The organism is Frankia torreyi, assembly GCF_000948395.1.
GTDB lineage: Bacteria > Actinomycetota > Actinomycetes > Frankiales > Frankiaceae > Frankia > Frankia torreyi.
Genome location: NZ_JYFN01000054.1, coordinates 1 through 25,896 on the forward strand (window position 1 = coordinate 1; position 25,896 = coordinate 25,896).

22 protein-coding genes are annotated in these 25,896 nt (G+C 74.2%); 15 read left to right on the forward strand and 7 right to left on the reverse strand.

Features of this window, described 5'->3' with window-relative positions; all coding sequences use genetic code 11:
- Nucleotides 1-850: 850 nt before the first annotated feature.
- Nucleotides 851-1,591: a hypothetical protein gene (locus FF36_RS24410; RefSeq protein ID WP_044887511.1), complete on the reverse strand. Its 741-nt coding sequence runs from the start codon at nucleotides 1,589-1,591 to the stop codon at nucleotides 851-853.
- 588 nt (nucleotides 1,592-2,179) lie between these two features.
- On the opposite strand from FF36_RS24410, the gene FF36_RS24415 reads away from it, so the two are divergent.
- Nucleotides 2,180-3,238, forward strand: a complete 1,059-nt coding sequence (locus FF36_RS24415) for a tetratricopeptide repeat protein (RefSeq protein ID WP_044887512.1) — start codon at nucleotides 2,180-2,182, stop codon at nucleotides 3,236-3,238.
- A gap of 144 nt (nucleotides 3,239-3,382) precedes the next feature.
- Here the strand turns inward: FF36_RS24415 and FF36_RS24420 are convergent, their stop codons facing one another.
- Entirely contained in the window at nucleotides 3,383-4,735 is a 1,353-nt protein-coding gene (locus tag FF36_RS24420) for a DUF1015 family protein (RefSeq protein ID WP_044887513.1), read from the reverse strand.
- Between the two features lie 494 nt (nucleotides 4,736-5,229).
- Here FF36_RS24420 and FF36_RS24425 point away from each other — a divergent pair, with 494 nt between their 5' ends.
- A complete protein-coding gene (locus FF36_RS24425) occupies nucleotides 5,230-5,673 on the forward strand; it encodes a tetratricopeptide repeat protein (protein ID WP_173667376.1) in 444 nt (147 codons plus the stop codon).
- 86 nt (nucleotides 5,674-5,759) lie between these two features.
- Nucleotides 5,760-6,941: an HAD-IIA family hydrolase gene (locus FF36_RS24430; protein WP_236706615.1), complete on the forward strand. Its 1,182-nt coding sequence runs from the start codon at nucleotides 5,760-5,762 to the stop codon at nucleotides 6,939-6,941.
- 42 nt (nucleotides 6,942-6,983) lie between these two features.
- Here FF36_RS24430 and FF36_RS24435 read toward each other — a convergent pair whose 3' ends face one another.
- Nucleotides 6,984-7,322 carry an alkyl sulfatase C-terminal domain-containing protein gene (locus tag FF36_RS24435; RefSeq protein WP_044887514.1) on the reverse strand — a complete coding sequence of 113 codons (339 nt, stop codon included), beginning with the start codon at nucleotides 7,320-7,322 and terminating at the stop codon, nucleotides 6,984-6,986.
- Between the two features lie 245 nt (nucleotides 7,323-7,567).
- Here FF36_RS24435 and FF36_RS24440 point away from each other — a divergent pair, with 245 nt between their 5' ends.
- The 7 genes from FF36_RS24440 to FF36_RS24470 all read left to right on the forward strand — a co-directional run bounded on the left by FF36_RS24440 (nucleotide 7,568) and on the right by FF36_RS24470 (nucleotide 15,730).
- Nucleotides 7,568-7,783 carry a hypothetical protein gene (locus FF36_RS24440; RefSeq protein ID WP_044887515.1) on the forward strand — a complete coding sequence of 72 codons (216 nt, stop codon included), beginning with the start codon at nucleotides 7,568-7,570 and terminating at the stop codon, nucleotides 7,781-7,783.
- A gap of 17 nt (nucleotides 7,784-7,800) precedes the next feature.
- Nucleotides 7,801-8,733, forward strand: coding sequence for a TlyA family RNA methyltransferase (locus tag FF36_RS24445; RefSeq protein ID WP_044887540.1), 933 nt, complete (start codon nucleotides 7,801-7,803; stop codon nucleotides 8,731-8,733).
- Nucleotides 8,730-9,617, forward strand: a complete 888-nt coding sequence (locus FF36_RS24450; RefSeq protein ID WP_044887516.1) for an NAD kinase — start codon at nucleotides 8,730-8,732, stop codon at nucleotides 9,615-9,617. Before FF36_RS24445 ends, FF36_RS24450 begins: the two co-directional genes overlap by 4 nt.
- Before the next feature lie 111 nt (nucleotides 9,618-9,728).
- Nucleotides 9,729-11,483 carry a DNA repair protein RecN gene (recN, locus tag FF36_RS24455; protein WP_044887517.1) on the forward strand — a complete coding sequence of 585 codons (1,755 nt, stop codon included), beginning with the start codon at nucleotides 9,729-9,731 and terminating at the stop codon, nucleotides 11,481-11,483.
- 81 nt (nucleotides 11,484-11,564) lie between these two features.
- Nucleotides 11,565-12,518, forward strand: a complete 954-nt coding sequence (locus FF36_RS24460; RefSeq protein ID WP_044887518.1) for an aldo/keto reductase — start codon at nucleotides 11,565-11,567, stop codon at nucleotides 12,516-12,518.
- A 609-nt stretch (nucleotides 12,519-13,127) separates the two neighbouring features.
- On the forward strand, nucleotides 13,128-15,110 hold the full coding sequence (locus FF36_RS24465) for a CTP synthase (protein WP_044887519.1): 1,983 nt from the start codon (nucleotides 13,128-13,130) through the stop codon (nucleotides 15,108-15,110).
- Nucleotides 15,107-15,730: an NUDIX domain-containing protein gene (locus tag FF36_RS24470; RefSeq protein WP_044887520.1), complete on the forward strand. Its 624-nt coding sequence runs from the start codon at nucleotides 15,107-15,109 to the stop codon at nucleotides 15,728-15,730. The genes FF36_RS24465 and FF36_RS24470 overlap by 4 nt, the downstream gene beginning before the upstream one ends.
- Nucleotides 15,731-15,914: 184 nt before the next feature.
- Here FF36_RS24470 and FF36_RS24475 read toward each other — a convergent pair whose 3' ends face one another.
- Complete coding sequence (locus FF36_RS24475; protein ID WP_082122196.1) at nucleotides 15,915-16,781, reverse strand: PKD domain-containing protein; 867 nt, start codon at nucleotides 16,779-16,781, stop codon at nucleotides 15,915-15,917.
- Between the two features lie 95 nt (nucleotides 16,782-16,876).
- A complete protein-coding gene (locus FF36_RS24480) occupies nucleotides 16,877-17,566 on the reverse strand; it encodes a hypothetical protein (protein WP_044887522.1) in 690 nt (229 codons plus the stop codon).
- A gap of 117 nt (nucleotides 17,567-17,683) precedes the next feature.
- On the opposite strand from FF36_RS24480, the gene FF36_RS24485 reads away from it, so the two are divergent.
- Nucleotides 17,684-18,835 (forward strand): site-specific tyrosine recombinase XerD, encoded by a 1,152-nt coding sequence (locus FF36_RS24485; RefSeq protein WP_370657120.1) that lies wholly within the window; start codon nucleotides 17,684-17,686, stop codon nucleotides 18,833-18,835.
- A 161-nt stretch (nucleotides 18,836-18,996) separates the two neighbouring features.
- On the opposite strand, the gene FF36_RS24490 is transcribed toward FF36_RS24485, so the two are convergent.
- Entirely contained in the window at nucleotides 18,997-19,215 is a 219-nt protein-coding gene (locus FF36_RS24490) for a hypothetical protein (RefSeq protein WP_009742848.1), read from the reverse strand.
- Nucleotides 19,216-19,668: 453 nt separating this feature from the next.
- On the opposite strand from FF36_RS24490, the gene npdG reads away from it, so the two are divergent.
- Together npdG and FF36_RS24500 are read left to right on the forward strand one after the other, a co-directional pair.
- Entirely contained in the window at nucleotides 19,669-20,352 is a 684-nt protein-coding gene (npdG, locus tag FF36_RS24495; protein ID WP_044887523.1) for an NADPH-dependent F420 reductase, read from the forward strand.
- A 14-nt stretch (nucleotides 20,353-20,366) separates the two neighbouring features.
- Nucleotides 20,367-21,254, forward strand: a complete 888-nt coding sequence (locus FF36_RS24500; protein WP_044887524.1) for a helical backbone metal receptor — start codon at nucleotides 20,367-20,369, stop codon at nucleotides 21,252-21,254.
- Nucleotides 21,255-21,369: 115 nt separating this feature from the next.
- Here FF36_RS24500 and panB read toward each other — a convergent pair whose 3' ends face one another.
- Nucleotides 21,370-22,281: a 3-methyl-2-oxobutanoate hydroxymethyltransferase gene (gene panB / locus FF36_RS24505; RefSeq protein WP_044887542.1), complete on the reverse strand. Its 912-nt coding sequence runs from the start codon at nucleotides 22,279-22,281 to the stop codon at nucleotides 21,370-21,372.
- A 300-nt stretch (nucleotides 22,282-22,581) separates the two neighbouring features.
- On the opposite strand from panB, the gene FF36_RS40130 reads away from it, so the two are divergent.
- Both FF36_RS40130 and thrS read left to right on the forward strand, forming a co-directional pair.
- Complete coding sequence (locus FF36_RS40130; protein WP_044887525.1) at nucleotides 22,582-23,712, forward strand: TetR/AcrR family transcriptional regulator C-terminal ligand-binding domain-containing protein; 1,131 nt, start codon at nucleotides 22,582-22,584, stop codon at nucleotides 23,710-23,712.
- A 148-nt stretch (nucleotides 23,713-23,860) separates the two neighbouring features.
- Entirely contained in the window at nucleotides 23,861-25,837 is a 1,977-nt protein-coding gene (gene thrS, locus FF36_RS24515; RefSeq protein WP_044887526.1) for a threonine--tRNA ligase, read from the forward strand.
- Nucleotides 25,838-25,896: the final 59 nt, after the last annotated feature.

Here is a 25,896-nt window from a genome sequence, read left to right on the forward strand (position 1 = left end):
CGATGGTACTGCATGGGGGACTGTGTGGGAGAGTAGGACGCCGCCGGACTTACACAAAGTGTGGGGTTGCCTTTTTAAGGCAACCCCACACTTGTTTTGTGCGTGGACGATCCCCGGCGTGCGGCTGAGGCCGGTTCCGGCGTTGTCCTCCGGCGGCGTTCGGCGCCAGGCCGGTCGGGGATCAGACCGGCCCGGACTCGCTGCCGGCGTGGCGGCGCCGACCGGCTGGGAGCGGCGGCGTCGGGCATACCCCGTACTGTGGACATCGCTGCGGGCATCCCGCGGATCGGCGTCCGGATCCTCGTCGAGGTCTCCTCCGACGCCGCGGCGGACCGCGCCGGGGCAGACCGGTGGGTCCATGCCCTCCTGGCAGAGCACACATCAGATCCGCGGCCGCCGACCGCGGCGCATGCGGGACGAAGGGGAACGGCCGGTCATGGCGAGGGAAGACAGAGCGAATGAGCGCGGCACATCGGTGCCGTACGCCTCCGACCGGCCCCAGCGGCGTGACCGGGAGCCCGGGCGGGACGGTACCCCTCGGCGCGGTGGCCGGTCCGGCCCGGACGGTGCGTTCGGGGGAGCACCGCGCCGTGACCATGCGGCGGGTGGCGCCGGGCGGGGTGCAGCTCCGGCCCGGTCGGCGGCGCCGCGTGCCGGTGGCACCCGGGGGCAGAGCGCTACCCGCGGCGGCTGGTCCGGCGATGCCGCCAGCGGCGCGGGCCGAGCCAGGTCCGGGCAGGTCCGGCGGCTGACCGACGCCGCCCCCGGCCGAGGCTCTCGGCCAACCGGGGCAGGCCGCCGTTGGGCCGACCGGACGGAGGGCGAGAGCGGTGGGTATGGCCGGGCCGATTCACCGGCCCGGCGGCCGCGGCCTGCCGGCGACTCCGGCGGTGGTCCGGACGGGGGTGCGCGCTTTCCGCGGACCGACCGCCCGCGAAATGACCGCCCGCAGGGTGGGCAGGGTTCGTCCGGCGGCGACCGCTTCGATCGGCGCGGGCCGGCCGGGGCGTCCTTCGGTGCCGGCCAGCCCCGTGACGACCGAACCGGCGGGGACCGTCAGGGCGGCCCCGGCTTTCGTCAGGGCGCGGGTGCCAGCGGTGGCGGGCGTGCTGGCGGGGCGGCGCGCGGCGGCGTCGGCCGTGCGGGGCAGGTCCCGGGGCGGATGACGGCGGAGTCGGCGTGGCGGGTTCGCCGCGGCCGGCCGGGTGCGGATGAGCGGACCGCCACCGGCGGCCACCGTACCGGCGCCCCGGACGCGCAGCGCCGCCCATTCCGGGAGCCGTCGCGCGACCGGAACGACCGTCGTGACGACGGTGCCCGCAGGTACGGTGCGGCCGGTACCACCGAGCGTGGCACCGACCGCGGCGCGCCCGACCGCGGCATGGCGCACGGACGCGTGCAGGCTGAGCGGCCGTCGCGTCCCGAGAGCGCTGCCGGCCGCGGCGGGTGGCAGCGGGCCGAGTCCGGCCAGGGACAGGGACGCGGAGGGCCCGCTGCCCGGCCGTGGACCGCCGGGCAGCGGCCGTCCACCGGAACCCGAACGCCGTCCGAACGGCCACGGGTCGCCGGTGGCGAGCGGCCGCCCCGCCAAGGCCAGGACCAGCGTCCCCGCCAGGACCAGCGAGATGGCCGGGAGCAGCGGCCGTGGGAGCGCGGCCGGGAGCGTGTGGCACCGGACCGTGATCCGTCGGCGCGTGACGGCCGATCCGACAGGTGGTCGTCCAACCGTCCGGCGAACACGCGGCCCGCTGGCTCCACGGCCGGCGACGATCGTAACGATCGTCGTGACGCACCCGCCGCGCCCCGACCGGCCGCGGCGGACGGCGCCGAGCGGCGCGAGTACCGCGAGCAGCGGTCATGGCGCGACGGGGCTGGCTCCGGCGTCCCCGATGCAGGTACTCGAGGCTCGGGCGCAGGTACTCGAGGCGCTGGCGCCGGCCCTCGGGGCGCGGGTGCTCGGGACGCGGGTGGCCGTGGGGAACGCGCCGGTGCACCGGGCGCGCGGGGTAACGGCGCCCCCCGAGGCGCCGCGGCGCGCGGGGCGAGCCAGGGGCGCGGGGCCCCGCAGGGACGCGGTGGGCGACCAGGTGGACCTGGCCGTCCCGACGATCGGCGGGGGGACCGTCCGGATCGGTCGGCCCGGCCGGATCGCACCGATGTCGGCAGCCGGCGGCCCCGGGTGCAGACCCCGCCGCTGCCGGACGAGGCCCGCGCGGACATGCTCGACCACGACGTCCGCCGCTCGCTGCGGGGGCTGCCGACGAATCTGGCGGACACGATCGCCCGGCATCTCGTCGCGACCGCGCTCCTGCTCGACGACGATCCGGCCGCGGCCCTCGCCCATGCGCGGGCCGCCGCCGACCGGGTGCCCCGCCTTCCCGCCGTGCGTGAGGCGGTCGGCATCGCGGCCTACCACGCCGGCGAGTACGCCACGGCGCTCGTCGAGCTGCGGGCCGCCCGGCGGATGGACGGTTCGGGCCACAACCTGCCGCTGATGGCGGACAGCGAGCGCGGCCTCGGTCGGCCCGAGCGGGCCATCGCCTACCTGCGCGATCCGCAGGCCGACGAACTGGACCCGGCGGCCCGCGCCGAGATGCTGATCGTGATCTCCGGGGCGCGCCGGGACCTGGGCCAGCCGGAGGCCGCCGTCGTGCTGCTGCGCGACCTCGCCACCGCGAAGGGCGCGCCGGCGCCGTGGGCTCCGCGGCTCTGGTACGCCTACGCCGAGGCGCTGCTGGCCGCCGGCCGTCCCGAGGAAGCGGCCCGGTGGTTCACCTCCGCCGCGGCCGTCGACGACGGCGAGACGGACGCGGCCGCTCGCGCTTACGAGATCGTCACCGGCCAGCCGATGCCCGAGGACGAGGACGTCGAGTCCGAGGCGGACGTCGAGTCCGAGGCGGTGAACGCCGTCGAGCTGCTGGGCGGCGGGCAGGCAGCCACGGATCAGGAGGCCGCAGCCGGCGTCACCGGTTCTGGCGATTCCTCGGCAGCGGGCGCCACCGATTCGGTCGACATCACGGATGCCGATCCGGATTTCGGGGGCTCCGCCATCGAGGAGCCGAACGTCGTTGATGCGCCGGATGCCACGAGCGCAGGAGATCTGGCTGACTCGGGCGATCTGGCGGATGCGGGGGATCTGGCCGACTCGGGGGACGTCACCGCAGCGGTGGTGAATCCGGCGGATTCGGCGGAAGCGGATTCGGGGGAAGCGGCGGAGCGGTCACACGATCCGTCCTAGGCCGGTACCGAATCGTGTCGAGGTCTGGCGGCGGTTCTCGGAGCCGAGACCGCGTTCCGGCCTCGGCACGATCTGGCCGCACTGTGGCCGGAAGACGGCGTGGCCGGAAGACGGCGTGTGGCCGGGGCGACGCGGTCGGGCCGGTCAGGCGTCCAACGGGCGCAGGACGAGGCCCGTGCGCGGCTTCGGGGTGAACAGCGTCGATTTGCGAGGCATGCGCTCCCCGGCCTCGGCGACCGCGGTCACATCCGCGACCGGGGTCGGGTTGAGCAGCAGCGCGGTCCCGCCGGCCGCAGCCGCCGCGGCGATCGCGGCCGGTGCGTCGTGGTGGTAGTCGACGACGCCGACCGTGTCCGCGAGTTCCCAGACGTCAACGATCAGCGCCAGGTGGGCGACGGTGACGTCGAGCCGGCGGAAGGCGGCCGAGCGGCCCGCCGGCAGGCTGCGGGCCAGCAGGCCCGCGGTGGGCTCGGTAAGCAGGTAGGCGGAGGTGCCGTCGGTGACGACGAAGGCGTGCCCGCCCTGACCGGCCTTGGCCAGTTCGTCGAGCAGGTGGTTCGGGTCGACGCCCGCCTGTTCGGTTCCGGCCCGTTCAGCGGCGGCCGGTGCAGCGCCGGCCCGTTCGGGGCTGGCGACGTCCGGGCCGGCGAGTCTGCGGACGGTGAACTCGGCGGCGGCCCGGCGCACCGCGGCGGCGAGGTCCAGACCGGTCACCGCCCGGTGGATGGCGTGCACCCGCGGGCCGGAGACGGTCGCGTCCACGAGGAAGGCGAGGCCGAAGTCCCACGGACCCGAGCCGTCCCCGGCGGCGTGCCGCTCGGCCTGGTACTGCCGATAGGTGGCGTAGCGGTGGTGCCCGTCGGCGATGACGGCCCGCCGGGGCAGCAGGTCGGCCGCCATGGCGGTGAGCACCGTCGGGTCGTCGATCGCCCAGAGCCGATGGGTCACCCCGTCGTCTGTGGTCGTCTCGATCTGCGGGACAGTCTCGACCAGTTCGCTGACAACTCGGCTGGTCTCGCCGCCGCCGGAGTACAGCAGGAAGATGGGCTCCAGGTTGGCGCGGGTCGCCCGGGTCAGCGCCAGCCGGTCCGAGACCGTCCCCGCCATGGTGTTCTCGTGCGGCAGGATGATCCCCGCCGCCGGGTCGGCCAGTGCGACGGCGCCGATCAGCCCCCGCTGGACGTGGCCGTCCTGCTCCTCCTCACACACGTAGACGGACGCCCTGTCGTCCCGGCGCAGCACCCCGCCGTCGAGCCACTCCCGCAGCGTGCGGGCGGCGCCGTCGTAGTCGTCGCCGGGCAGGATGAGCCGCACCACGTTGTGGACGTCGCGGGCCAGGAGTTGGGCGCGTTCGGCATCGTCGATCACGTCGTAGGGCGGCGAGGTCAACGCGGCGAGAGCCGGCCCTGAGACCGGGAAGCGCGCCGCCCGGAACGGGGTGAGCACGAGTCCCGCGGGAACGGGGACGGGATGATCGGCGTGCAGCATGAGCCGCATCGTAGGACCCGGCCGGTGCCGGCCGGCCGACCCGGGGATCCGCCGGCCGGGTGGGGTGGCGCCGGCGGCCCGTTGGTGGGCGTCATCGGGTATCGCCCGCCGCGGCCGCCGTGAGCGCAGGGCGTGGTGTGTCCGGTCGTGACGGCAAGGCCGCGGGCCACCGGTAGTGATCATTATCCGATCCGGGGGCGTCCCGGCGGGCTTTGCGGCGACACTGGACCCGGGAGTGTCGCCATCCTCGCTGGTGAGAGGAGTGATTACGAAGCGTGATTCCCAGCTCTTGGGATCACGGCTGGTGGGCCTGCCAGGCGCGGCAGAGCCGACCGGAGTGATTCCGTCCACGGCGGTGTTGGTCCGAGGGGGCGGGTTTGCGCTGCGGCGCCGTGCGGCGCAGGCGGTGCTCGCCGGGGACGCTGTCGCAGAGTGGTCCGCCGCGTAGGGGTGTGCGAGCGGCCGGCGCAGCGTAGGTGTTCGTCCACGTGGTGGAGGTGAAGATGGTCGACAAGACCGGCCGCCCGGAAGAGACTCCGGACGAGGGCGCCCCGACGGACAGCATCCGCCCGGGGCCGGCAGGCGAGGTCTACGACTGGTACACCCGCGGGATGGCCCTGCTGGGCCACGGGGACGCCAATGCCGCGGTGCAGTTGCTCGCGCACGCGGTCGCGGCCGAGCCGGCCTCGCCGAGCGTTCGCGAGGCGCTGGGCCGTGCCCAGTTCAGCGCCGGCCAGTACGTCGCCGCCCGGGAGACCTTCGCCTGGATCGTCGACCGTCATCCCACCGACGACTACGCGCAGTTCGGCCTCGGCCTGTCCGCCCGCAAGATCGGCGATCTTCGTGCGGCCGTCGAGCACCTCGCGCTGGCAGTGGCGATGCGCCCGGACATCCGGCACTACGGAGTCGCGCTGCGCGGTGCCCGCGCGGCCCTGGCCCGGGCATGACCGATCGGCTGCCGGGGACGTCCCGGTGGCCACCGTCCCGCGCGGCCGACAGGCCCGCGACCAGCGCGATCCCCGGAGAGTTCGCCGTGTCCCCAGATCTGACCGCCGGCCTGGTGGCCAAGCCCCGCGACGCGGCCGAGGCCGGCCCGCTGCGCGGCACCGACCGACCGCTCGCCGACCTGTTCGACGTCGCCCTGATGGATCTCGACGGGGTGGTGAACCGCGGTGGGTCGGCGGTGCCGCACGCCCCGGAGGCGATCGCCGCCGCGGGCCGTCGCGGCCTGCGCACCGTCTACGTCACCAACAACGCCCTGCGCCCGCCGGCGGAGGTCGCCGACCGGCTGACCGGGTTCGGCGTGCCGGCGCGGGCCGAGGACGTGGTCACCTCCGCGCAGGCCGCGGCGCACGTCCTCGCCGAACGACTGCCCGCCGGCGCCCGGGTGCTCCTGCTCGGCGGGCGCGGGCTGCGCCAGGCGCTCATCGAGGAGGGGCTGACCCCGGTCGACTCCGCCGAGGACGCCCCGGTGGCCGTCGTCCAGGGATTCGACCCCGACCTCACCTACGCCCGCCTGGCCGAGGCGACCTACGCGATCCGGGCCGGCGCCTGGTGGGTCGCGAGCAACGCCGACCGGACGGTGCCGACCGAGCGCGGCATCGCCCCCGGCAACGGCGCCGTGGCCGCGTTCCTGCGCGCCGCGACCGACCAGAAGCCCCTGGTGACCGGCAAGCCGGAGGCGGCGATGCACCGGGAGTCGATGCGGCGCAGCGGCGCCCGCACCCCGATGATCGTCGGAGACCGGCTCGACACCGACATCGAAGCCGGAACCCGGTCGTCCACGCCCACCCTGCTCGTCTTCACCGGGGTCACGACGCCGTCGGAGCTGCTCGCCGCGCCGCCGGAGCACCGCCCGACCTTCCTGGCCGCCGACCTGCGGGGCCTGCTGCGGCCGGCGCCACCGGTGCGGGCGCGGCCGGACGCCGGCAAGCACGCCGCCGCCTGCGGCGGGTGGGTCGCCCGCGTCGACGACGGCGAGCTGAGCTGGTCGGCGAACGACGGGGGCGACGGCATCAACGCCGGCAACGACACCAAGGGTGGCAACGCGAACGGCGGTGACGGCGAGGGCGGCGCGGGGGACGGACTCGACGCGCTGCGGGCCGCGTGCGCGGCGGTCTGGTCCGCTATCGATGTGGGCGTCGCAGTCCACGCGATCGCGGCCGACCGGCCCGCGGGCTGCGCGGACCTGGTCGTACCCACCGTCGCGCCCTGACCTCGGCAGTACGTCGGCAGCGCGGGCACACCCGGCGGCCGGTCAGAGCAGGGAGCGGACCCTCAGCAGGTCGCGCACGCTCGCGTCCACCTTCAGCCGGCCGCTCGTCCAGGCGGACAGCACCGACAACCGCCCCTCGGTGACCGCGATCAGATCGTCGCTGTTCACGGTCAGGGTGATCTGGGCGTCGTCGCGGTGACCCTCGCCGAGGTCGCGCAGGCAGCCGTCGCGCAGCTCACCGGAGAAGGCGGTTCCCAGGTCCGGGATGCGGCAGACGATCGTGCGGTCGGGGGTTCGGGGCGGGCGGCCCTCGGCGGCGAGCCTGTCCAGACGGTCGGCGATGCTACGGAACGCGGTCTCACACTGTGACCTGTCGGCCATCGGGAGCTCCGGCCTCCTTCGGGTCGGTTCGGGGCCTCCCGTCGGCGGGGGCCCTCCCATGGTGCCTTCCATCGGGCGGTAGGCGACGCTCACCGGGCGAGTGGCCGGCGAAGGTGGCGCAGCGCCCGGGCGGACGGGTCGCGAGCGGCACCGCGGCGGATGCGGCGGGTCATGAGATTCGTCGCATGACCCACGTCGTGGGGGAGGCGTCGCACCATCGACGAAAAGTGCGGGAGGCTGACAGAGTGAGCACCGAGAACCTGCCCGCCGAGATCCGGGACGCGCTTACGCGGCTGGACACCCTCGACGTCGTGGCGACGTCGGAACATGTGGAGGTCTTCGAGGAGATGAACCGCCGACTGGCCGACGCCCTGGCCGACCTGGACGGGTCGGGCGGCGGCGCGGCAGCCGAGGTCGATCGGGCGCAGCCACGGCCGGGTCCGGTCCGGCCGGTTCGGTGAGTCGAGCAGGGGGCGTGGTGGCCCGTCGCGTGCGGTTGGACAGCGAGCTCGTCCGGCGTGGACTCGCCCGCTCGCGGGAGCAGGCCGTGGCCGCGATCAACGCCGGCCGGGTCCTGGTCGGCGGCATCCCGGCGACGAAAGCCGCCACGGTCGTCGACGGAACGACATCGATCGCCGTATCCGCGAGCGACGATCCCGGTTGGGCGTCGCGCGGCGCGCACAAGCTGCTCGGCGCCTTCGCCGCCTTCGGCGTCCCCGCCTACGACGCCGAGGCGGTCGCTGCCGAGCCCGTCAATGCCGAGGCGGTCAATGCCGAGCCCAACGCCGCGTCGACCGCGCCGGCCGTGGCGGATCCGGGTGGGTCGCTGGTGGTGGCCGGGCGGCGGTGCCTCGACGTGGGGGCGTCCACCGGAGGGTTCACCGACGTGCTGCTGCGCCACGGTGCGGCGTCGGTCGTCGCGGTCGACGTCGGCTACGGCCAGCTGCTGTGGCGGCTGCGCTCGGATCCGCGGGTGCGGGTGCTCGACCGGGTCAACGCCCGCGCGCTGACCCCGGCCGAGGTCGGCGAGCCGGTCGAACTGGTCGTCGGGGATCTGTCGTTCATCCCGCTGCGGTTGGTGCTGCCGGCGCTGCGGGAGTGCGCGGCGCCGGACGCCGATTTCGTGCTTCTGGTCAAGCCGCAGTTCGAGGTGGGTCGCGAGCGGCTCGGCGCCGGCGGCGTGGTCCGCGATCCGGCGCTGCACGCCGAGGTGGTGCGCGAGGTCGCGGCCGTGGCGGGCGGGCTCGGTCTCGGCGTGCGAGGGGTGACCGCGAGTCCGCTGCCCGGCCCGGCCGGCAACGTGGAGTACCTGCTCTGGCTCGCCGCGGGCGCGCCGCCACTCGACGACGACGCGCTCACCCGCGCCATCGAGGCCGGTCCTGCCGGGAACCGACCGGAGCGTCCGGCATGACCCGGGAGATCCTCGTCGTCACCCATCCACGCCGCTCGATCGTGCGGGAGAGCGCCCAGCGGGTGATCGAGGGGCTGGCCGGCGCCGGGGTGTCGCCGCGGGTGCTGCGCGACGAGGCCGAGCAGCTCGACCTGACCGGCGCGAACGTCGTCCCGCACGACGCGGACGCCGCCGTCGGGGTGGAGATGGTGCTCGTCCTCGGCGGCGACGGCAGCCTGCTGCGCGGGGCGGAGTTCGCCCGCGGCGCCGACGTGCCGCTGCTCGGCGTCAACCTCGGCCACGTCGGTTTCCTCGCCGAGGCCGAACCGGACGCGCTGGAGTCCACCATCGACCACGTCGTCCGCAAGGACTACACGGTGGAGGACCGGATGACCGTCGACGTGACCGTCCGCCGCCGCGGCGAGGTCACCTACTCCGGCTGGGCGCTCAACGAGATGTCGCTGGAGAAGGCCGAACGGGCGCGGATGCTGGAATGCGTCCTGGAGATCGACGGTCGTCCGCTGTCCCGGTGGGGCTGCGACGGGGTGATCTGCTCGACGCCCACCGGATCGACGGCGTACGCGTTCTCCGTCGGCGGCCCGGTGATGTGGCCGGGGGTCGAGGCGCTGCTTGTCGCCCCGATCAGCGCGCACGCGTTGTTCGCCCGGCCGCTCGTGCTCGCGCCGAGCGCGACCGTCGCCGTGGAGATCCTGGAGCCGGTGCCCGGCGTGCTCTACTGCGACGGGCGGCGTCTCGCCGAGGTGCCGCCCGAGTCGCGGGTCGAGGTCGTGCGCGGCCGGCGGCCGGTGCGCCTGGCCGTGGTGCGCCCGCTGCCGTTCACCGACCGGCTCGTCGCCAAGTTCGACCTGCCCGTGGCGGGCTGGCGGGGCCGCAACGAGCGCTGAGCGGCCATCGGACCCGCTGGGGTGGACTCGGGCGGGTCCGTTGACGGTTGTAGACGGTTGTTGACGGTTGAGGATGTCGGCGGACCCGGTGGGGCGGCTAGAGTTCGGGGCGTGCTCGAGGAGATTCGCATCCGCGGCCTCGGGGTCATCGACGACGCTGCCCTCGATCTCGCCGCCGGCCTGACCGTGGTCAGCGGCGAGACCGGCGCCGGCAAGACGATGATTGTGCAGGGCCTGGGCCTGCTCACCGGCGGCCGGGCCGACTACGGCCTGGTCCGGCCGGGGGTGGAGCGGGCGTTCGTCGAGGGGCGCCTGCTCATCCCGGCGGACTCCGCGGTCGCCGCGCGGGTCCGCGACGTCGGCGGCGACCTCGACGACGATCCCGGCGGCGCCGTCCTCGTCGTCGGGCGGACGCTGACGTCGGAGGGCCGCTCCCGGGCACAGGTGGCGGGCCGCTCGGTGCCGGCGAGCCTCCTCGCGGAGATCGCCGAGGATCTCATCGCCGTCCACGGCCAGTCCGAGGCGCAGCGGCTGCTGCGCCCGTCCACGCAGCGCGTGGCGCTGGACCGCTTCGCCGGCCACGCCGTCGCGGGGCCCCTGGCCCGCTACGGCGTGGTCTACACGGAGCTGAGCCGGGTCAGCCGGGCGCTCGCGGAGGTCACCGAGCGGTCCCGGGAACGCGAGCAGGAGGCGGAGCTGCTGCGGATCGGCCTGGCCGAGGTGGAGCGGGTCGAACCGGCGCCGGGGGAGGACGTCACTCTCGACGCCGAGCTGACGAAGCTCGAACACGCCGAGACGCTCGTCCGCACCGCCCGCACAGCCCACGCGGCGCTGATCAGCGATCCCGCGTCCGGCTCCGACGACTCCGGCGCCGTCGACCTGGTTTCCGCCGCCCGCCGCGTCATCGCCGGCGACGCCGACCTCGACGCCGACCTCGCCGCGCTCGGTGCCCGGCTGACCGAGGTGAGCATGCTGCTCACCGACGTCGCCGCCGACCTCGCCTCCTACGCCGAGAGCATCGACGCCGACCCGGAGCGCCTCGCCGACGCCCAGAACCGCAAGGCCGCCCTGACCGGCCTGACCCGCGCGCACGGCACCGACATCGACGGCGTGCTCGCCTGGGCCGACCAGGCCGGCCGCCGGCTGCTGGAGCTCGACGGCGCCGGCGACAGCGCCGAGACCCTCACGGCCCGCCGCGACGAGCTGACCGCCGAGCTCGCCCGCCTCGCCGCCACCCTCAGCGAGGCCCGGTCGGCGGCGGCGGCCCGCTTCGGTGAGGCGGTTGCCGCCGAGCTCGCGGGCCTCGCGATGCCCCGCGCCCGGGTCGAGGCCGCCGTGGCCCAGCGTGACGATCCCGCCGGCCTGCCCGTCGGCGACCGGCTCGTCGCCTTCGGCCCCGCCGGCGTCGACGACGTGGAGCTGCGCCTCATCCCGCATCCCGGTGCCCCGCCCCGGCCGGTGCAGAAGGGCGCCTCCGGCGGCGAGCTGTCCCGGGTGATGCTCGCCATCGAGGTCGTCCTCGCCGCCGACGACGCCGGCTCCACGATGGTCTTCGACGAGGTCGACGCCGGCGTCGGCGGCCGCGCCGCCGTCGAGATCGGCCGCCGCCTGGCCCGCCTCGCCCGCACCCACCAGGTCATCTGCATCACCCACCTGCCGCAGGTCGCCGCGTTCGCCGACCGGCACCTCGTCGTGCACAAGGCCGACGACGGCTCGGTCACCCGCAGCGGCGTCATCACCCTCGACGACGCCGGCCGCGTCCGCGAGCTGTCCCGGATGCTCGCCGGCCAGGAGGAGAGCACGCTGGCCCGCGGCCACGCCGAGGAACTCCTCGCCGCCGCCGCCGCCGACAAGGCCCGACCGTAAGCGCGGGCTTGTCTTAGCGCGCGCTCCAACACCTAGGGTTACCGCTGACGGCGTACGGATCGGCGGGCAGGGAGCAGCGGCATGCACGAGGTCAACCTTGGTGGACTGAACGTTTCGGCCCAGGGGCTGGGCTGCATGGGGATGAGCGAGTGGTACGGCGCCACCGACTGGGACGAGTCGATCGCGACGATCCACCGGGCGCTCGACCTGGGCGTCACGTTCCTGGACACCGCCGACGTCTACGGGGCCGGGCACAACGAGGTGCTGGTCGGGCGGGCCATCCACGACCGCCGGGACCAGGTGCAACTGGCCACCAAGTTCGGCATCGACCGCTCCGGCGGCGACGGCGCCAGGGTCGTCCGCGGGGAACGGGCGTACGTCCAGCGGGCCTGCGACGCCTCGCTGCTGCGGCTCGGCGTGGACGTCATCGACCTGTACTACCTGCACCGGCCGCCGCAGACCGCCGAGATCGAGGAGACGGTCGGGGCGATGGGCGAGCTCGTCGCGCAGGGCAAGGTGCGCTATCTCGGGTTGTCCGAGGTCGACGGCGCGCTGCTGCGGCGCGCGCACGCCGTGCACCCGATCGCGGCGGTGCAGAGCGAGTACTCGCTGTGGACCCGCGATCCCGAGACGTCCGTCCTCGACGCCCTGCGCGAGCTGAACGTCGGGCTGGTGCCCTACTCCCCGCTCGGCCGGGGCTTCCTCACCGCGACCTTCGACGGCTCCGATCTCGGTGCGCTCGACTTCCGGTCGCGCAGCCCGCGTTTCGTCGGGGAGGCCGGCGAGGCCAACCGCGCGATCGTGCAGGCGGTCGCCGACATCGCCGCCCGCAGGAACGCCGCCCCGGCGCAGGTCGCCCTCGCCTGGGTGCACGGGCAGGCCGAGCGGCTCGGTGTCCCGGTGGTCCCGATCCCCGGCACCAAGCGCCGCCGCTGGCTGGAGCAGAACGCCGGCGCCCTCGACCTCACCCTGGACGCCGACGACCTGGCTGTCCTCGACGCCCTCGACGCCCAGGTGGTCGGCGCCCGCTACTGATTCCCATCGTCATCCACCGCGAGCATGGACCGCATCGTCCCCGGATCCTGGGCGCGATCGCCTGACGTGAGTTCGTCTGCTGCGGGTGCGGCGGGCTGTCCTCCTGTGCGGCGGGGCGGGACTGTCACGGTCGGCGGCGGCCGCGTAAGCACGGTTGCTTGCGCCGGTCCGGGTCGGGTCGGGTCGGGGTTGACGACGACGTTCCGTGGCCGGCGAAGGGGCCGGAAGCGGGGATGTGCGTGGGACCGGTGCCACGTGGTCGCTCTGTGTGGACAAACCGGACGCCGAACCCATCAGAGGAACCACGTCGGCGCTCTCCCACGCATGCACCCCGAACACCCGCCAGCCGCCGCCACGCTCTGTGATCGTCGCCGCGAGCCGCGAACTCCTGGACCTCTCTGGCTACTCGGGGTCCCCGTGATGCGCCCAAGGCGTCGCCGGGTGGTGTGTCCAGGAGGATCGCCGGAGGCGATCGAACGAGACCCCATACGGCGGCCTGGAACCCGGGGTCCCCGTGAGGTGCCGGAGGCACCTCACGGGGAAGGTGTTACCGTGAAGTCCCGTGGAGGCGTCGGGTCCGGACCGGCGGCGTGACCACGGGAGTTTCACGTGGGCCAGGTGCATGTTACGAAGCACATCTTCGTCACCGGCGGGGTCGCGTCCAGTCTCGGCAAGGGACTGACCGCATCCAGCCTCGGGCGGCTTCTCAAGGCTCGCGGACTGCGGGTCACGATGCAGAAGCTCGACCCCTATCTCAACGTCGATCCCGGCACGATGAACCCGTTCCAGCACGGCGAGGTGTTCGTCACCGACGACGGCGCCGAGACCGACCTGGACATCGGGCACTACGAGCGGTTCCTCGACGTGAACCTCGACGGCAGCGCGAACGTCACGACCGGCCAGGTGTACTCGGCGGTCATCGCCCGCGAGCGCCGCGGCGACTACCTCGGCCAGACGGTGCAGGTCGTCCCGCACATCACCGACGAGATCAAGGATCGGATCCGGCGGCTCGCCGGCGACAGCGTCGACGTGGTCATCACGGAGGTCGGCGGTACCGTCGGCGACATCGAGTCGCTGCCCTACCTCGAGGCGATCCGCCAGGTGCGCCACGAGGTCGGCCGGGACAACGCGCTGACGGTCCACGTCAGCCTGGTGCCGTATCTGGGTCCGTCGGGGGAGCTGAAGACCAAGCCGACGCAGCACTCGGTGGCGGCGCTGCGCAGCATCGGCCTGCAGCCGGACGCGGTGGTCTGCCGCTCCGACCGGCCGCTGCCCGACGCCCTGAAGAAGAAGATCGCGATGATGTGCGACGTCGACGACGAGGCGGTCGTCGGGGCGCCGGACGCGAGCTCGATCTACGACATCCCGCGGGTGCTGCACCGGGAGGGCCTCGACGCCTACGTGGTGCGCCGGCTGGGGCTGTCGTTCCGCGACGTCGACTGGACCGAGTGGGACACCCTGCTGCGCCGGGTGCATCATCCGACGAACTCGGCGACGATCGCGATCGTCGGCAAGTACGTCGACCTGCCGGATGCCTACCTGTCGGTGACCGAGGCGTTGCGGGCGGGCGCGTTCGCCACCGACACCCGGGTCGACCTGCGGTGGATCACCTCGGACGAGTGCTCCTCTCCGGAGGAGACGGCCGCGCTGCTCGACGGGGTCGACGGGATCATCGTGCCCGGCGGCTTCGGGATCCGGGGCATCGAGGGCAAGCTCACCGCGCTGCGGCACGCCCGCGAGAACGGCCTGCCGACCCTGGGGATCTGCCTGGGCCTGCAGTGCATGGTCATCGAGGCGGCCCGCGGGCTCGCGGGCCTCGAGGGAGCGAACTCCACCGAGTTCGTGCCCGACACCCCGCATCCCGTGATCTCCACGATGGCCGACCAGCACGAGGTCGTCGCCGGCACGAGGGACATGGGCGGCACGATGCGCCTCGGCCTGTACTCGTGCACGCTCGCCCCCGGCACGGTCGCCCGCCGCGAGTACGCGGTGCCGGAGGTCGCCGAGCGTCACCGTCATCGGTACGAGGTCAACAACGACTACCGCGAGCGGCTCGCCGCCGCCGGGCTGGTCTTCTCCGGCACCTCGCCGGACGGCCGGCTGGTCGAGGTCGTGGAGCTGCCCGCCGACGTGCACCCCTACTACGTCGGCACCCAGGCGCATCCGGAGTTCCGGTCCCGGCCGACGCGGGCCCATCCGCTGTTCCGGGGGCTCGTCGCCGCGGCGATCGCGCACGCCGATCGTCGCCGCGGGGTGCTGCCCGTCGACCTGCCGGCCACCGACGCCGCCGCCACGCCCGCCTCGGTGTCCGGGGCCCGCACGGACGCCTCGGCGGTCGGCACCGGGGCCGGGACTGCCACGGCCGGAACCGTGTCCGGCGCTGGGGCCGACACCGGGGCCCGGGCGGGGGCCGCCCTCGCCGAGGGGGCCGAGGACGACGCCGCGGCGCCGGCCGTCGCCGGCGCGGGGCACGCCGGGGGAGCGGGCGGCCCGGGGGGCACATCCGGCCGGGGTGGCGGCGGCCGCCGCGGCGCCGGCAACGCCCGTCCGGGGGCCAGCTCGAACGGCACGGCCGCCCTGGTGTCGCCGTGACCGCCGACGCGCACCGCTACGAGGTCACCGAGAGCACGCTCGCCTACTCCGGGCGGATCATCTCCGTCCGCCGCGACCAGGTGCGCATGCCCGAGGGCGACGTCTCCCAGCGCGATGTCGTCGTCCACCCCGGTGCGGTGGGCGTGGTTGCACTCGACGACGGCGGCCGGGTCGTGATGGTGCACCAGTACCGCCATCCCGTCGGCGGCCCGTTGTGGGAGCTGCCCGCCGGCATCCTCGACGTGCCCGGGGAGCCGGCGTCCGTCGCCGCCGCCCGGGAGCTCGCCGAGGAGGCCGGGCTGCGCGCCGACCGGTACGACCTGCTCGTCGACGTCTGGTCCTCGCCGGGGATGACCGACGAGGCATACCGGGTCTTCCTGGCTCGGGACCTGCACGAGATTCCGGCGGCCGAGCGGTACGTGCCGGTGCACGAGGAGGCCGAGATGGGTCTGGCGCGCATCGACCTCGACGAGGCCGTCGCGCGGGTCCTGCGCGGCGAGATCACCAACGCGATGGCGGTCGTCGGCCTGCTGGCGACGGCGCGGGCGCGGGCGGCGAACTTCGCCGGCCTGCGCCCCATCGACTCCCCCTGGCCGGCCCGACCAGCCCACCGCGGCTAGCGCCGGGCGGGGGAGCGGCGCCATCTGTCTCTTCCACAGGGATAAATCCGGACGCTGAACCCTGTGGAAGAGACATGGAGGCGCTCTCCCAGGCATCCGCTGCCGCACCCGCGCCCGACCCGTGCGTGGGCTCGCCGGTGCTCATGGACGGTCACGAGGGCCCCTAGGGTTCCGTCCAGGCTGGTCAGTCGTTGTGGACCAGGACGCCGGCGGCCTCGTTGACGACGAGGCCCTGCGCGGCGGCGAGGGTCACCGGGTTCAGTGGGAAGGCCTCCGCGACGCCGGGCAGGGTGAACGTTCCGTCCCAGGTCACGGTGAGGGTCACCTGGTACTGCCCCGGCCGGGCGTACTCGTGCGACACGTATGCCTCGGGATGGTCACGCGGGGAAATCGCCGAATCGTAGGGCCGCCCGGGCGCGTCGGGGCCGGTCTCGCCGTCGCCGAACTCCCAGCGGTAGTGGGGGATCGCGCTGATCGTGGCGACGACGGGCTGGTCGACGTTGAACGTGTACGACTCCGGCACGGGCGTGTAGAGGATCGTCGCCAGGTTCGCGAAGCTGCGCCCGGACGGCGCGATGACGATCGACGGTTTCGGTAGGAGCTTGTCCCGCAGGTAGTCGGCGAGCGCCGCCTGCACGGCCGCGAGCGGCACCGCGTTGTCGGGCAGCAGGTAGTTGTTGCACCCGGCCATCGTCTGGTCGAACTGGGCGCGTTCGGCGGGTGTCATCGCCGGGTCCGGGCCGACGAGCTCGTACAGCTCACAGACCGCGGCGGGGTCATCCGGGCAGGCCTGCCCGCAGGATGCCCGCCTCGGGACGCCCCCGTCGGCGCCGTCGGGGATCCGCTCGAGCACCCCGTCGTGGTAACGGTACTGGTAGCCGTTGGCGGTGGCCCGGGTGTCGCAGCTTCCCCAGAGCACGCCGACGCAGGGTACCCGGGTCTCGTCGCCAGGAGCCGCTTCGGCGCGGCCGGCGGTGGACAGGCCCGGCAGCCCCGGGCCGGGCAGCAGACCGCCGACACCCGCGAGCAGCCCGACCATGACGGCGACCACCGCCATCCGGACGAGCCACCGCCGGCCCGACAGCGGACGCGGGTTGGCGAGCGTTCGCCGACCGCAACGGGAGTCCGAGGACGCAGGCGGGGCCGTCATGCCGGCCCCGGGGCGTAGCGCAGGGTCTGGATGCGCCAGCCGTGCTGGGTGAGGGCAAGTTCGGCGGTGGCGGCCCGGGTGGGCACGCCGGGGGCGTCGGCGACGTGGCGTCCGGCGAGGTCCAGCAGCCCGACGGCGCTGGTGTGCAGGGTGAAGGTCACTGCGGCGACGAGCCCGGCCCGGGGCCGGGCGGACAGGTCGGTCAGGCGGTAGGCGGCGGCGTCGGCGTGCAGGCCGCGCTGCTGGAGCGATCGAGTCACCCCGACGTCCAGGGCGCACGGCTGGCAGCCGGCCAGCGCGGTCGGCGTGGTCACGGCGAGCCGGCCGCCCCGGGCGGCGTCGTTGATCTCGCGGAAGTAGGCCTCGACCGTGCGGGCGGCCGCGGCGGGCGCGTCGTCGGAGCCCCCAGCCGGGCCGGCCGCCGTTGCGGAGGAGCCGCCAGCGGAAGGGTTACCGACGGACGAGCCACCGACAGACGAGCCACCGACGGGCGGGTTGCCGACGGGCGGGTTGCCGGCGGACGCCGCGTCCGGGCGGGCGGGGACGGCCGCGCCAGCGGGCTCGTGGCCGTCGCCGCCACAACCCGCGAGCAGGCCCGCTCCCGACAGGAGGGCAAGTGTCGTGACGGCGGTGATGACGACCCCCAGCCGTGCGGCGTAGCGTGACGATTCGGCGTCCGTCCGCACAAGTCGCCAGAATAGCCGCAGGAGCCCGGCATGTGGATAGGCGCCAACGGAGAACGATGCGCAGGTCCTACTATCAGTTTGATGATGGGAGCCACCGGCGGCGACCGGACATTCCGGATGCGCCCTCCCGCTGCGGCGGGCGGGCCGGTCGAGGCGGTGCGGCTGGGAACGCCGCCCGGCGGCAGCGGGCCCGCCCGCGCCCTCGATCATCCCGTGCCCTCGCAGCGGGGCACGCCCGGGAACATCATCGCGCGTTATCTCCATCATCTGGAGGGCGAACGGGGACTCGCCCAGAACTCCGTCCTTGCCTACCGTCGCGATCTGCGCCGCTACCTGAGCCATCTGTCGGCGCATGGCCTGTGCTCGTTGGACGCGGTCGGTGAGGCAGAGGTTGCCGGCTTCGCCGCGGCATTGCGTGCGGGGGACGACACCCATCCGCCGCTCGCCGCGGCATCGGTGGCGCGGATGCTCGTCGCGGTGCGCTCACTGCACCGCTTCGCCGCCGAGGAGGGGGACGTCAGCGAGGACGTGTCCCGTCCGGTGCGACCGCCGACGCCGCCCCGCAAGCTGCCCAAGGCGCTCTCCGTGGACCAGGTGACCGCGGTGCTCGCCGCGGCCGCGGGCACCGCGCAGGCGGGGGTGGCGGGGGTGGCGGACCGGGCCGAGGATCCCGCGCCGGCGGCGGTGGAACCCGCCGAAGCGGTCCGCCGGCTGCGCGCCACGGCGCTGCTGGAGCTGCTCTACGGGACCGGTGCGCGGATCTCCGAGGCGGTCGGGCTGGACGTCGACGATCTCGACCTGGAGGCTGCCGCGGTGCGGCTGCACGGCAAGGGCGGCCGGGACCGGATCGTTCCCCTGGGCCGGTGCGCCGTGACCACGCTCGCGGACTACCTGCGCCTGGGCCGGCCGAGCCTCGCGGGGCCCCGGTCGGGGGCGGCGGTCTTTCTCTCCCGGCGCGGCAACCGGCTGTCCCGGCAGAGCGCGTGGACGGTGCTGCGGACCGCGGCTGCCCAGGCCGGGGTCGACGGCGTCTCACCGCATGTGCTGCGGCATTCCTTCGCCACCCACCTGCTCGACGGGGGAGCAGACGTCCGGGTTGTCCAGGAGCTGCTGGGCCACGCATCGGTCAGCACCACCCAGATCTACACCCTGGTGACGGTGGATCGGCTGCGAGAGGTGTATGCGACGTCACATCCCCGGGCGCTGGGCACGGGTCCGCCCGCCGCCGGCGGCGGTGGCTGGATTCCCGGGCCCCCGGCCGGTGGATGAGGAACCCCACCGGCGCCGCTGCGGCCGCGCCGGTCGTGCCCCGATCGGCCGGCACGGTACTCGGCCGGCACGCTACTCGGGCGGCACAGCACTCGGGCGGCACGGCATCGCGCGGGCGGCCCTGCCGCCGGTAGCGACCGAGCGTGCCCGGAACCGGCCGTTCAGGACGGGGTGTAGGGCCCCAGGCTCGGCATGCCGTTCGACGGCGCCGACGTCGGCACCCCGCCGACTCCGCCGACCGCCTGCGTGCTGCGCTCGGCGAGAGTCTCGCCCACCTTGCGTGCGATCGCTTCCATCAGGCGCAGCGCCTGCGGCAGCGACAGGTTCAGCACCACTTCGCTGTCGTTCGTCATCGCGAAGCGAACCGATACGTCCGCCATTGCTCGACCTCTCTCGCCTGATTCGGAAGATCTGCTCGATGCGTGTGGAACGGAACGGTACGGCCCATCTGGGACCAATGCACGCCCGGGGTTGCCGTGGATGCCACCGGTCTCGCTCGGCGTATGCGCTCGATCACCTATTGTGGTGGTCCAGGTGTTGTAGCTGTCAGTCACGTGCGCTGCTCCTCTGCCGGTAGCGACGTGTGTGGGCCCCGTCGGGTGTGGCCGAAGTCCCGGCCGGTTGGGGGCGGGTGAAGCAAACACGTAGCTGTCCCGTTGTTCATGCATAGTCCCTCATTGCCCCCAGCTGTCCGCGGGGGGGTGGGCTCGTGGCTGGACGTCGCGCCGGAGGGTGAACGTCCCGGTTCCCACCGTTCGGCAAAGGTCCGGGAACGGATTCACGGCCGGTCATGGATTCGCGCGGCGAACGGCCCGGTCGGGCAGGATGACAGGGTGACTTCGACTGACCGCGTCCTCCCGGACGTCCCCGCACTGACGATCGGCATCCTCGGCGGCTCGGGGCCGCAGGGCGGCGGCCTGGGCCTGCGCTTCGCCGCAGCCGGCCACCTTGTCCTGATCGGCTCCCGGTCGACCGAGCGCGGCCAGGAGGCGGCGGCCAAGCTCGCCGGCCCCGGGCGTCGCATCGAGGGCGCCGACAACGCCACCGTCGCGCAGCGTGCCGACGTCGTGATCGTCGCCGTCCCGTGGGACGGTCACCGGGAGACGCTCGAGGCGCTGCGGGAGCCGCTCGCCGGGAAGATCGTCATCGACTGCGTCAATCCGATGGGCTTCGACTCCGGCGGCGCCTTCGCGCTGGCGGTGCCCGAGGGCAGCGCCGCCCAGCAGGCCGCCGCCGTCCTGCCGGACAGCACCGTCGTGGGCGCCTTCCACCATGTCTCCGCCGTGCTGCTGGCCGACGAGTCGGTCGCGAAGATCGACACCGACATCCTCGTGCTCGGGGACGACCGGGCCGCCACCGACCTGGTCGCCGCGCTCGCCGAGCGCATCCCCGGGATGCGCGGCATCTACGCCGGCAAGCTGCGCAACGCCGGCCAGGTCGAGGCGCTGACCGCGAACCTGATCTCGGTCAACCGCCGCTACAAGTCGCACGCCGGCCTGCGCATCACCGACGTCTGACCACCGCGCGGGCGATGCAGACAGGGCCCCACCCGGGCGCACCTCACCGCGACGACCTGAGCCGCGACGACCTCGGCCACCCGGTGCGGATTTCCGCACCGGTGGGCCGGGTGGTCTCGCTCGTGCCCAGCCTGACCGAGTCGATCGCCCTTTCCGCGCCGGGACTGCTGGTGGGGGCGACCGACTGGTGCAGTCATCCGCCGGGGCTCGCGGTGGCCCGGGTGCGCGGAACGAAGAATCCGGACGTCGACGCGGTCGTTGCGCTCGCCCCGGACCTGGTCTGCGCCAACGCCGAGGAGAACCGCGAGTCCGACCTCGCCGCTCTGCGCGCCGCCGGGCTCGCGGTGTGGGTGACGGCGCCGAATACCGTCGAGGCGGCCCTGGACAGCCTCGATCGGATGCTGCGGCTGGCCTGCGGACTACCGCGCCCCGCCTGGCTCGACGCCGCCCGGGCGGCCTGGGCCGACACCGCCGCCGACGCAGCCAGCACTGCCACCAACGCGGCCGCCACCAACGCGGCCGTCACCAACGCGGCCGTCACCAACGCGGCCGTCGGCGATGCCGTGCGCCCCGGCGCGCGCCGCCGCGCCCTGGTGCCGATCTGGCGCCGCCCGTGGATGGCGGTCGGGCGCGACACCTTCGCCGGCGACGTGCTGCGCCGCCTCGGGGTGGACAACGTGCTGGCGGACTCCCCGCAGCGCTACCCGCGGTTTGATCCGGCCCACCTCCCGCCGCACGACCTCGTCGTGCTGCCCGACGAGCCGTACGCCTTCAGCCCCACCGACGGGCCCGAGGCGTTCGCCGCCCCCGCGGTCTGCGTCCCCGGCCGCCTGCTGACCTGGTACGGACCGTCGCTGGCGGCGGCGCGCCACGAACTCGCGGCGGCGCTGGCCCGCGCCTGACCGCCCGACCCCGGCGCGCCGGAGTCTCGGGCCGGGGCGGAGCCGGTGGACGGGCGGTCGGTGGCCGGATCGCGGCGTCCGCGACCGGCCACCGACCGTCGGCATCAGCGGGCGATCAGTAGCTGTGTTCGACCGTCGGGTACTGGCCGCCGCGCACCTCGTCGCGGTAGGTGCGCACGGCGTCGCCGAGCACGGTGCGCAGGTCGGCGTATCGCTTCACGAAGCGGGGGACATGGCCGCCGCTCAGCCCGGCCATGTCCTGCCAGACCAGTACCTGCGCGTCGCAGTCGGCGCCGGCGCCGATCCCGACCGTGGCGATGCGCAGTTCCTTGGTGGCGCGCGCGGCGAGATCCGCGGGCACGACCTCCAACACGACCGCGAACGCGCCGGCGGCCTCGATCGCCAGCGCGTCGGCGAGCAGGACCTCGCCCGCCTCGTCTCGGCCCTGCACCCGGTAGCCGCCCAGGGCGTGGATGCTCTGCGGGGTCAGGCCGAGATGACCGATCACCGGGATGCCCGCACCGACGAGCGCGGCGACCGCCGGAGCGACCCGCGCGCCGCCCTCGAGCTTCACCGCCTGGGCGCCGCCCTCCTTGAGGAACCTGGTGGCGGTCGCGAGCGCCTGTTCCGGGCCGGCCTGGTACGACCCGAACGGCAGGTCGGCGACGACCATCGCGTGCGGCGCGCCGCGCACCACGGCGCGCACGAGCGGGATCAGCTCGTCGACCGTGACCGGCACGGTCGTGTCGTAGCCGTAGACCACGTTGGCGGCCGAGTCCCCGACCAGGAGGACGGGGATCTCGGCCTCGTCGAAGACGGTGGCGGTGGTGAAGTCGTACGCGGTGAGCATCGACCATTTCTCGCCCCGGCTCTTCGCCGCCGCCACGTCGCGGACCGTGAACCGCGACCGGCGCGGCGGCCGGGTTTCGGCCGGCGCGCCGTAGAGCGTCGCCGCCGTGCCCGGAGAGTCCGCGGGCCGCGGGTGGTCGTCGGATGTCTGATTGCGGACAGTGCCTGACGAATCCATGAGCACTCCTGATGCGTCCGTCCGGGCGCTGGGCGTCCCGGCGTGCTGTCCATGCTGCCACGGTCGGGCCCACCCGCCGAGTGGGCGAAACCGGTGCGCACCGCACACCTGGGCGGAATGGAATCGCCCGCCACGCCGCTGCCATGGCAAACGGATGCGTCTGGGCCGCCGGGCACGTATGCTGATCTTGAAATGCGGCGGGAACAGACGGCGCGACCAGGTAGCGGGTGGCCTATCCATGCGGATGCATCGGCACGGTGGTGACGGGATGGATGGCAGAGCAGACGGAGGACGCGCCGGATGACGACCGCGGATGCGCGCCCCCCGCGTCCCCGGCGTCCGGCCGATCGTGTGCCCTCCGGAGTGAAGCCCGCGCGCTCTCCCGGCCGGCCCCGGGATCCCCGCTGCGATGAGGCGATCCTCGACGCCGCCCTGCACGAGCTGGCCACCGTCGGGTTCGCCGGCCTGTCGATGGAGGCGGTGGCGACCGGCGCCGGCGTCGGCAAGGCCACCGTCTACCGGCGGTGGCCGACGAAGGACGCCCTGATCGTCGACGCTCTGGACACGCTGGCCGACAGCGTGGACGCCGTCGAGACCGGCTCGCTGCGCGATGACCTCGTGGCCTGGCTCAACGCCCTGCGCCGGCACAACATCCAGTCCTTGTCCGGGCGCATCCTGCCCAGGCTCGCCGCGGAGCGGTCCACCCATCCGGAGCTGTTCGCCACCTACTCGCAGAAGGTGATCGAGCCGTCCCGGCAACGCGCGGCCGATCTCCTGCGCCGGGGCATCGACTCGGGGGAGCTGGCCGCCGATGTCGATGTCGACCTGGTCGTCGACATGCTCATCGGTCCGGTCGCCTACCGCCAGTACATGAGTGGCAATCGTGAGGTGAGCGGCACTCGCATCGGCACGATCGTCGACACCGTGCTCGGTGGCATCCTGCGCCGCGACCCCGGGCTGCCGGGAACCGATGCCGGCCCGGAGGCCGCCCCCGGCGCCGACGACCCGGACGGCGGCCCGCGGGGCCCGGCCCGCCCTGACGGGCCGGATTCGGCGGGACCTGCGGGTTCGGCTGGCCCCGCGGTCCCGGTCGGCGCCGCGGGGACCGCGGGTTCCACGGGCTCGGGCACGCCCGCCCATCCGGGCGCGGGCGGCGGGTCGGACTCCGGCGTCTACCCGGTCGGCGGTCCGTACCCGGTGGGCGGTCCGTACCCGGTGGGCGGTCCGTACAGCGTCGGCGGGCCCTACGGCGCCGGCGGTCCGTACAGCGCCGGTGGGCCCAATGGCGTCGGCGGTTCGCGTGGCCACGGCGGGGTGTACCCGACCCGGGCCGTGCGTGGCGTGGCCGGCCGGCATGGCTCCGGCGGGACGCACCGGCTGACCGGGCCGGTCGTCACCAACGGGCGTGGCGGGGCGGACTCGTCACCCTGAGTACAAACGCCTTGGGGGCCCTGCGCGGGCGCGAGTAGCATCGCGATCGGGCCAGGAAGGCCCGCCGTGGGGCCGCCCGCAGGGCCGGCGACACGTCGTCGGCGCGGTGATCCCCGCGCGTGTGTTCTATCGCAACAGGAGACTTTCGGTGTCCGACGTCCGCGTTACCGTCCAGCACGCCCAGCGTAGCGATCCGCGGGTGGTGCCGACCGGGACGACGGCCGCCGACCTGTTCGCCGACGACCGCGACGTCATCGCCGCCCTGGTGGACGGCCAGCAGCGTGATCTCGCGCATGTCCTCGACGACGGCGCCGTCGTCGAGCCCATCGCGATCGACTCGCCGGCCGGCCGGGCCATCGTGCGGCACTCCGCCGCGCACGTCGTCGCCCAGGCCGTCCAGGGACTGTTCCCGAAGGCCCGGCTCGGCATCGGCCCGCCCATCGACAACGGCTTCTACTACGACTTCGACGTCGAGACGCCGTTCACCGCGGATGACCTGAAGGCCATCGAGAAGAAGGCCCAGGCCATCATCAAGGCGGGCCAGCGGTTCTCGCGGCGGGTGGTCACCGAGGAGCAGGCCCGCGCCGAGCTCGCCGCCGAGCCGTACAAGATCGAGCTGATCGGGCTGAAGTCGAGCGCGGGCGACGACGCCGAGGCCAGCGTCGAGGTCGGCGCCGGCGAACTGACGATCTACGACAACCTCGACGCGAAGACCGGCGAGCTGTGCTGGAAGGACCTCTGCCGGGGACCGCACGTGCCGAGCACCCGGTCGATCCCGGCGTTTGCGCTCCTGCGCTCGGCGGCGGCCTACTGGCGGGGCAGCGAGAAGAACCCGCAGCTCCAGCGCATCTACGGGACCGCCTGGGAGTCCCGCGACGCCCTCAAGGCTTACCAGTCCAGGCTCGCCGAGGCCGAGAAGCGCGACCACCGTCGCCTCGGCGCCGAGCTGGACCTGTTCTCCTTCCCGGCCGAGATCGGGCCGGGCCTGGCCGTGTTCCACCCCAAGGGCGGCGCGATCCGCACCGCCATGGAGGACTATGCGCGGCGCCGGCACATCGAGGGTGGCTACTCGTTCGTCAACACCCCGCACATCACCAAGTCGGACCTGTACGAGATCTCCGGTCACCTGGACTGGTTCGCCGACGGCATGTACCCGCCCATGGAGCTCGACGGCGGCACCGACTACTACCTCAAGCCGATGAACTGCCCGATGCACATCCTGATCTACCGGTCGCGGGGCCGGTCGTATCGGGAGCTGCCGCTGCGGCTGTTCGAGTTCGGCACGGTCTACCGGTACGAGAAGTCCGGTGTCGTGCACGGCCTGACCCGGGTGCGCGGGCTCACCCAGGACGACGCCCACCTGTTCTGCGCCCGCGAGCAGCTCCCCGCGGAGCTCGACAGCGTGCTGAACTTCGTCCTGGGGTTGCTGCGGGACTACGGGCTCAGCGACTTCTACCTGGAGCTGTCGACCAAGCCGGAGGGCAAGGCCGTCGGCACCGACGCCGAATGGGAGGAGGCCACCGAGCTGCTGCGGGCCGCGGCGCAGAAGCAGGACCTGGAGCTCGTCATGGACCCGGGCGGCGGCGCGTTCTACGGCCCGAAGATCTCCGTGCAGGCCCGCGACGCCATCGGCCGGACCTGGCAGCTGTCCACCATCCAGGTCGACTTCCAGCTACCGCAGCGCTTCGACCTGGAGTACCAGGCCGCGGACGGCACCCGCCAGCGCCCCTTCATGATCCACCGAGCGCTGTTCGGGACCATCGAGCGGTTCCTCGCCATCCTGCTCGAGCACTACGCCGGGGCGCTGCCGCCGTGGCTGGCTCCGGTCCAGGTGATCGGCATCCCGATCACCGACGAGCACGTGCCCTACCTCGACGCCGTCGCCGCGAAGCTGGCCGCCCACGGCCTCCGGGTGGAGGTCGACTCCGCCGACGACCGGATGCAGAAGAAGATCCGTACGGCGCAGAAGCAGAAGGTCCCCTTCATGCTGCTCGCCGGGGACGAGGACGTCGCCAAGGGCGCGGTGTCGTTCCGGTTCCGCGACGGCTCCCAGCGCAACGGCGTGCCCGTCGACGAGGCCGTCGCCGAGATCCTCGACGCCGTCACCCGCCGCCTCCAGGTCTGACCGCCGCCCCTTCACGTCCTACCCGGGTACCGACGTGGAGGGACAGCCCGTGTCCAGAT

Excerpts from the sequence above, each read along its gene's own strand:
- FF36_RS24420 (WP_044887513.1), bottom strand. The coding sequence starts at position 4,735 with ATGCGGCTCATGCTGCACGCCGATCATCCCGTCCCCGTTCCCGCGGGA.
- FF36_RS24425 (WP_173667376.1), top strand. The coding sequence starts at position 5,230 with ATGGTCGACAAGACCGGCCGCCCGGAAGAGACTCCGGACGAGGGCGCC.
- FF36_RS24435 (WP_044887514.1), bottom strand. The coding sequence starts at position 7,322 with ATGGCCGACAGGTCACAGTGTGAGACCGCGTTCCGTAGCATCGCCGAC.
- FF36_RS24450 (WP_044887516.1), top strand. The coding sequence starts at position 8,730 with ATGACCCGGGAGATCCTCGTCGTCACCCATCCACGCCGCTCGATCGTG.
- FF36_RS24460 (WP_044887518.1), top strand. The coding sequence starts at position 11,565 with ATGCACGAGGTCAACCTTGGTGGACTGAACGTTTCGGCCCAGGGGCTG.
- FF36_RS24485 (WP_370657120.1), top strand. The coding sequence starts at position 17,684 with ATGCGCCCTCCCGCTGCGGCGGGCGGGCCGGTCGAGGCGGTGCGGCTG.
- FF36_RS24490 (WP_009742848.1), bottom strand. The coding sequence starts at position 19,215 with ATGGCGGACGTATCGGTTCGCTTCGCGATGACGAACGACAGCGAAGTG.
- FF36_RS24500 (WP_044887524.1), top strand. The coding sequence starts at position 20,367 with ATGCAGACAGGGCCCCACCCGGGCGCACCTCACCGCGACGACCTGAGC.
- panB (WP_044887542.1), bottom strand. The coding sequence starts at position 22,281 with ATGGATTCGTCAGGCACTGTCCGCAATCAGACATCCGACGACCACCCG.
- FF36_RS40130 (WP_044887525.1), top strand. The coding sequence starts at position 22,582 with ATGACGACCGCGGATGCGCGCCCCCCGCGTCCCCGGCGTCCGGCCGAT.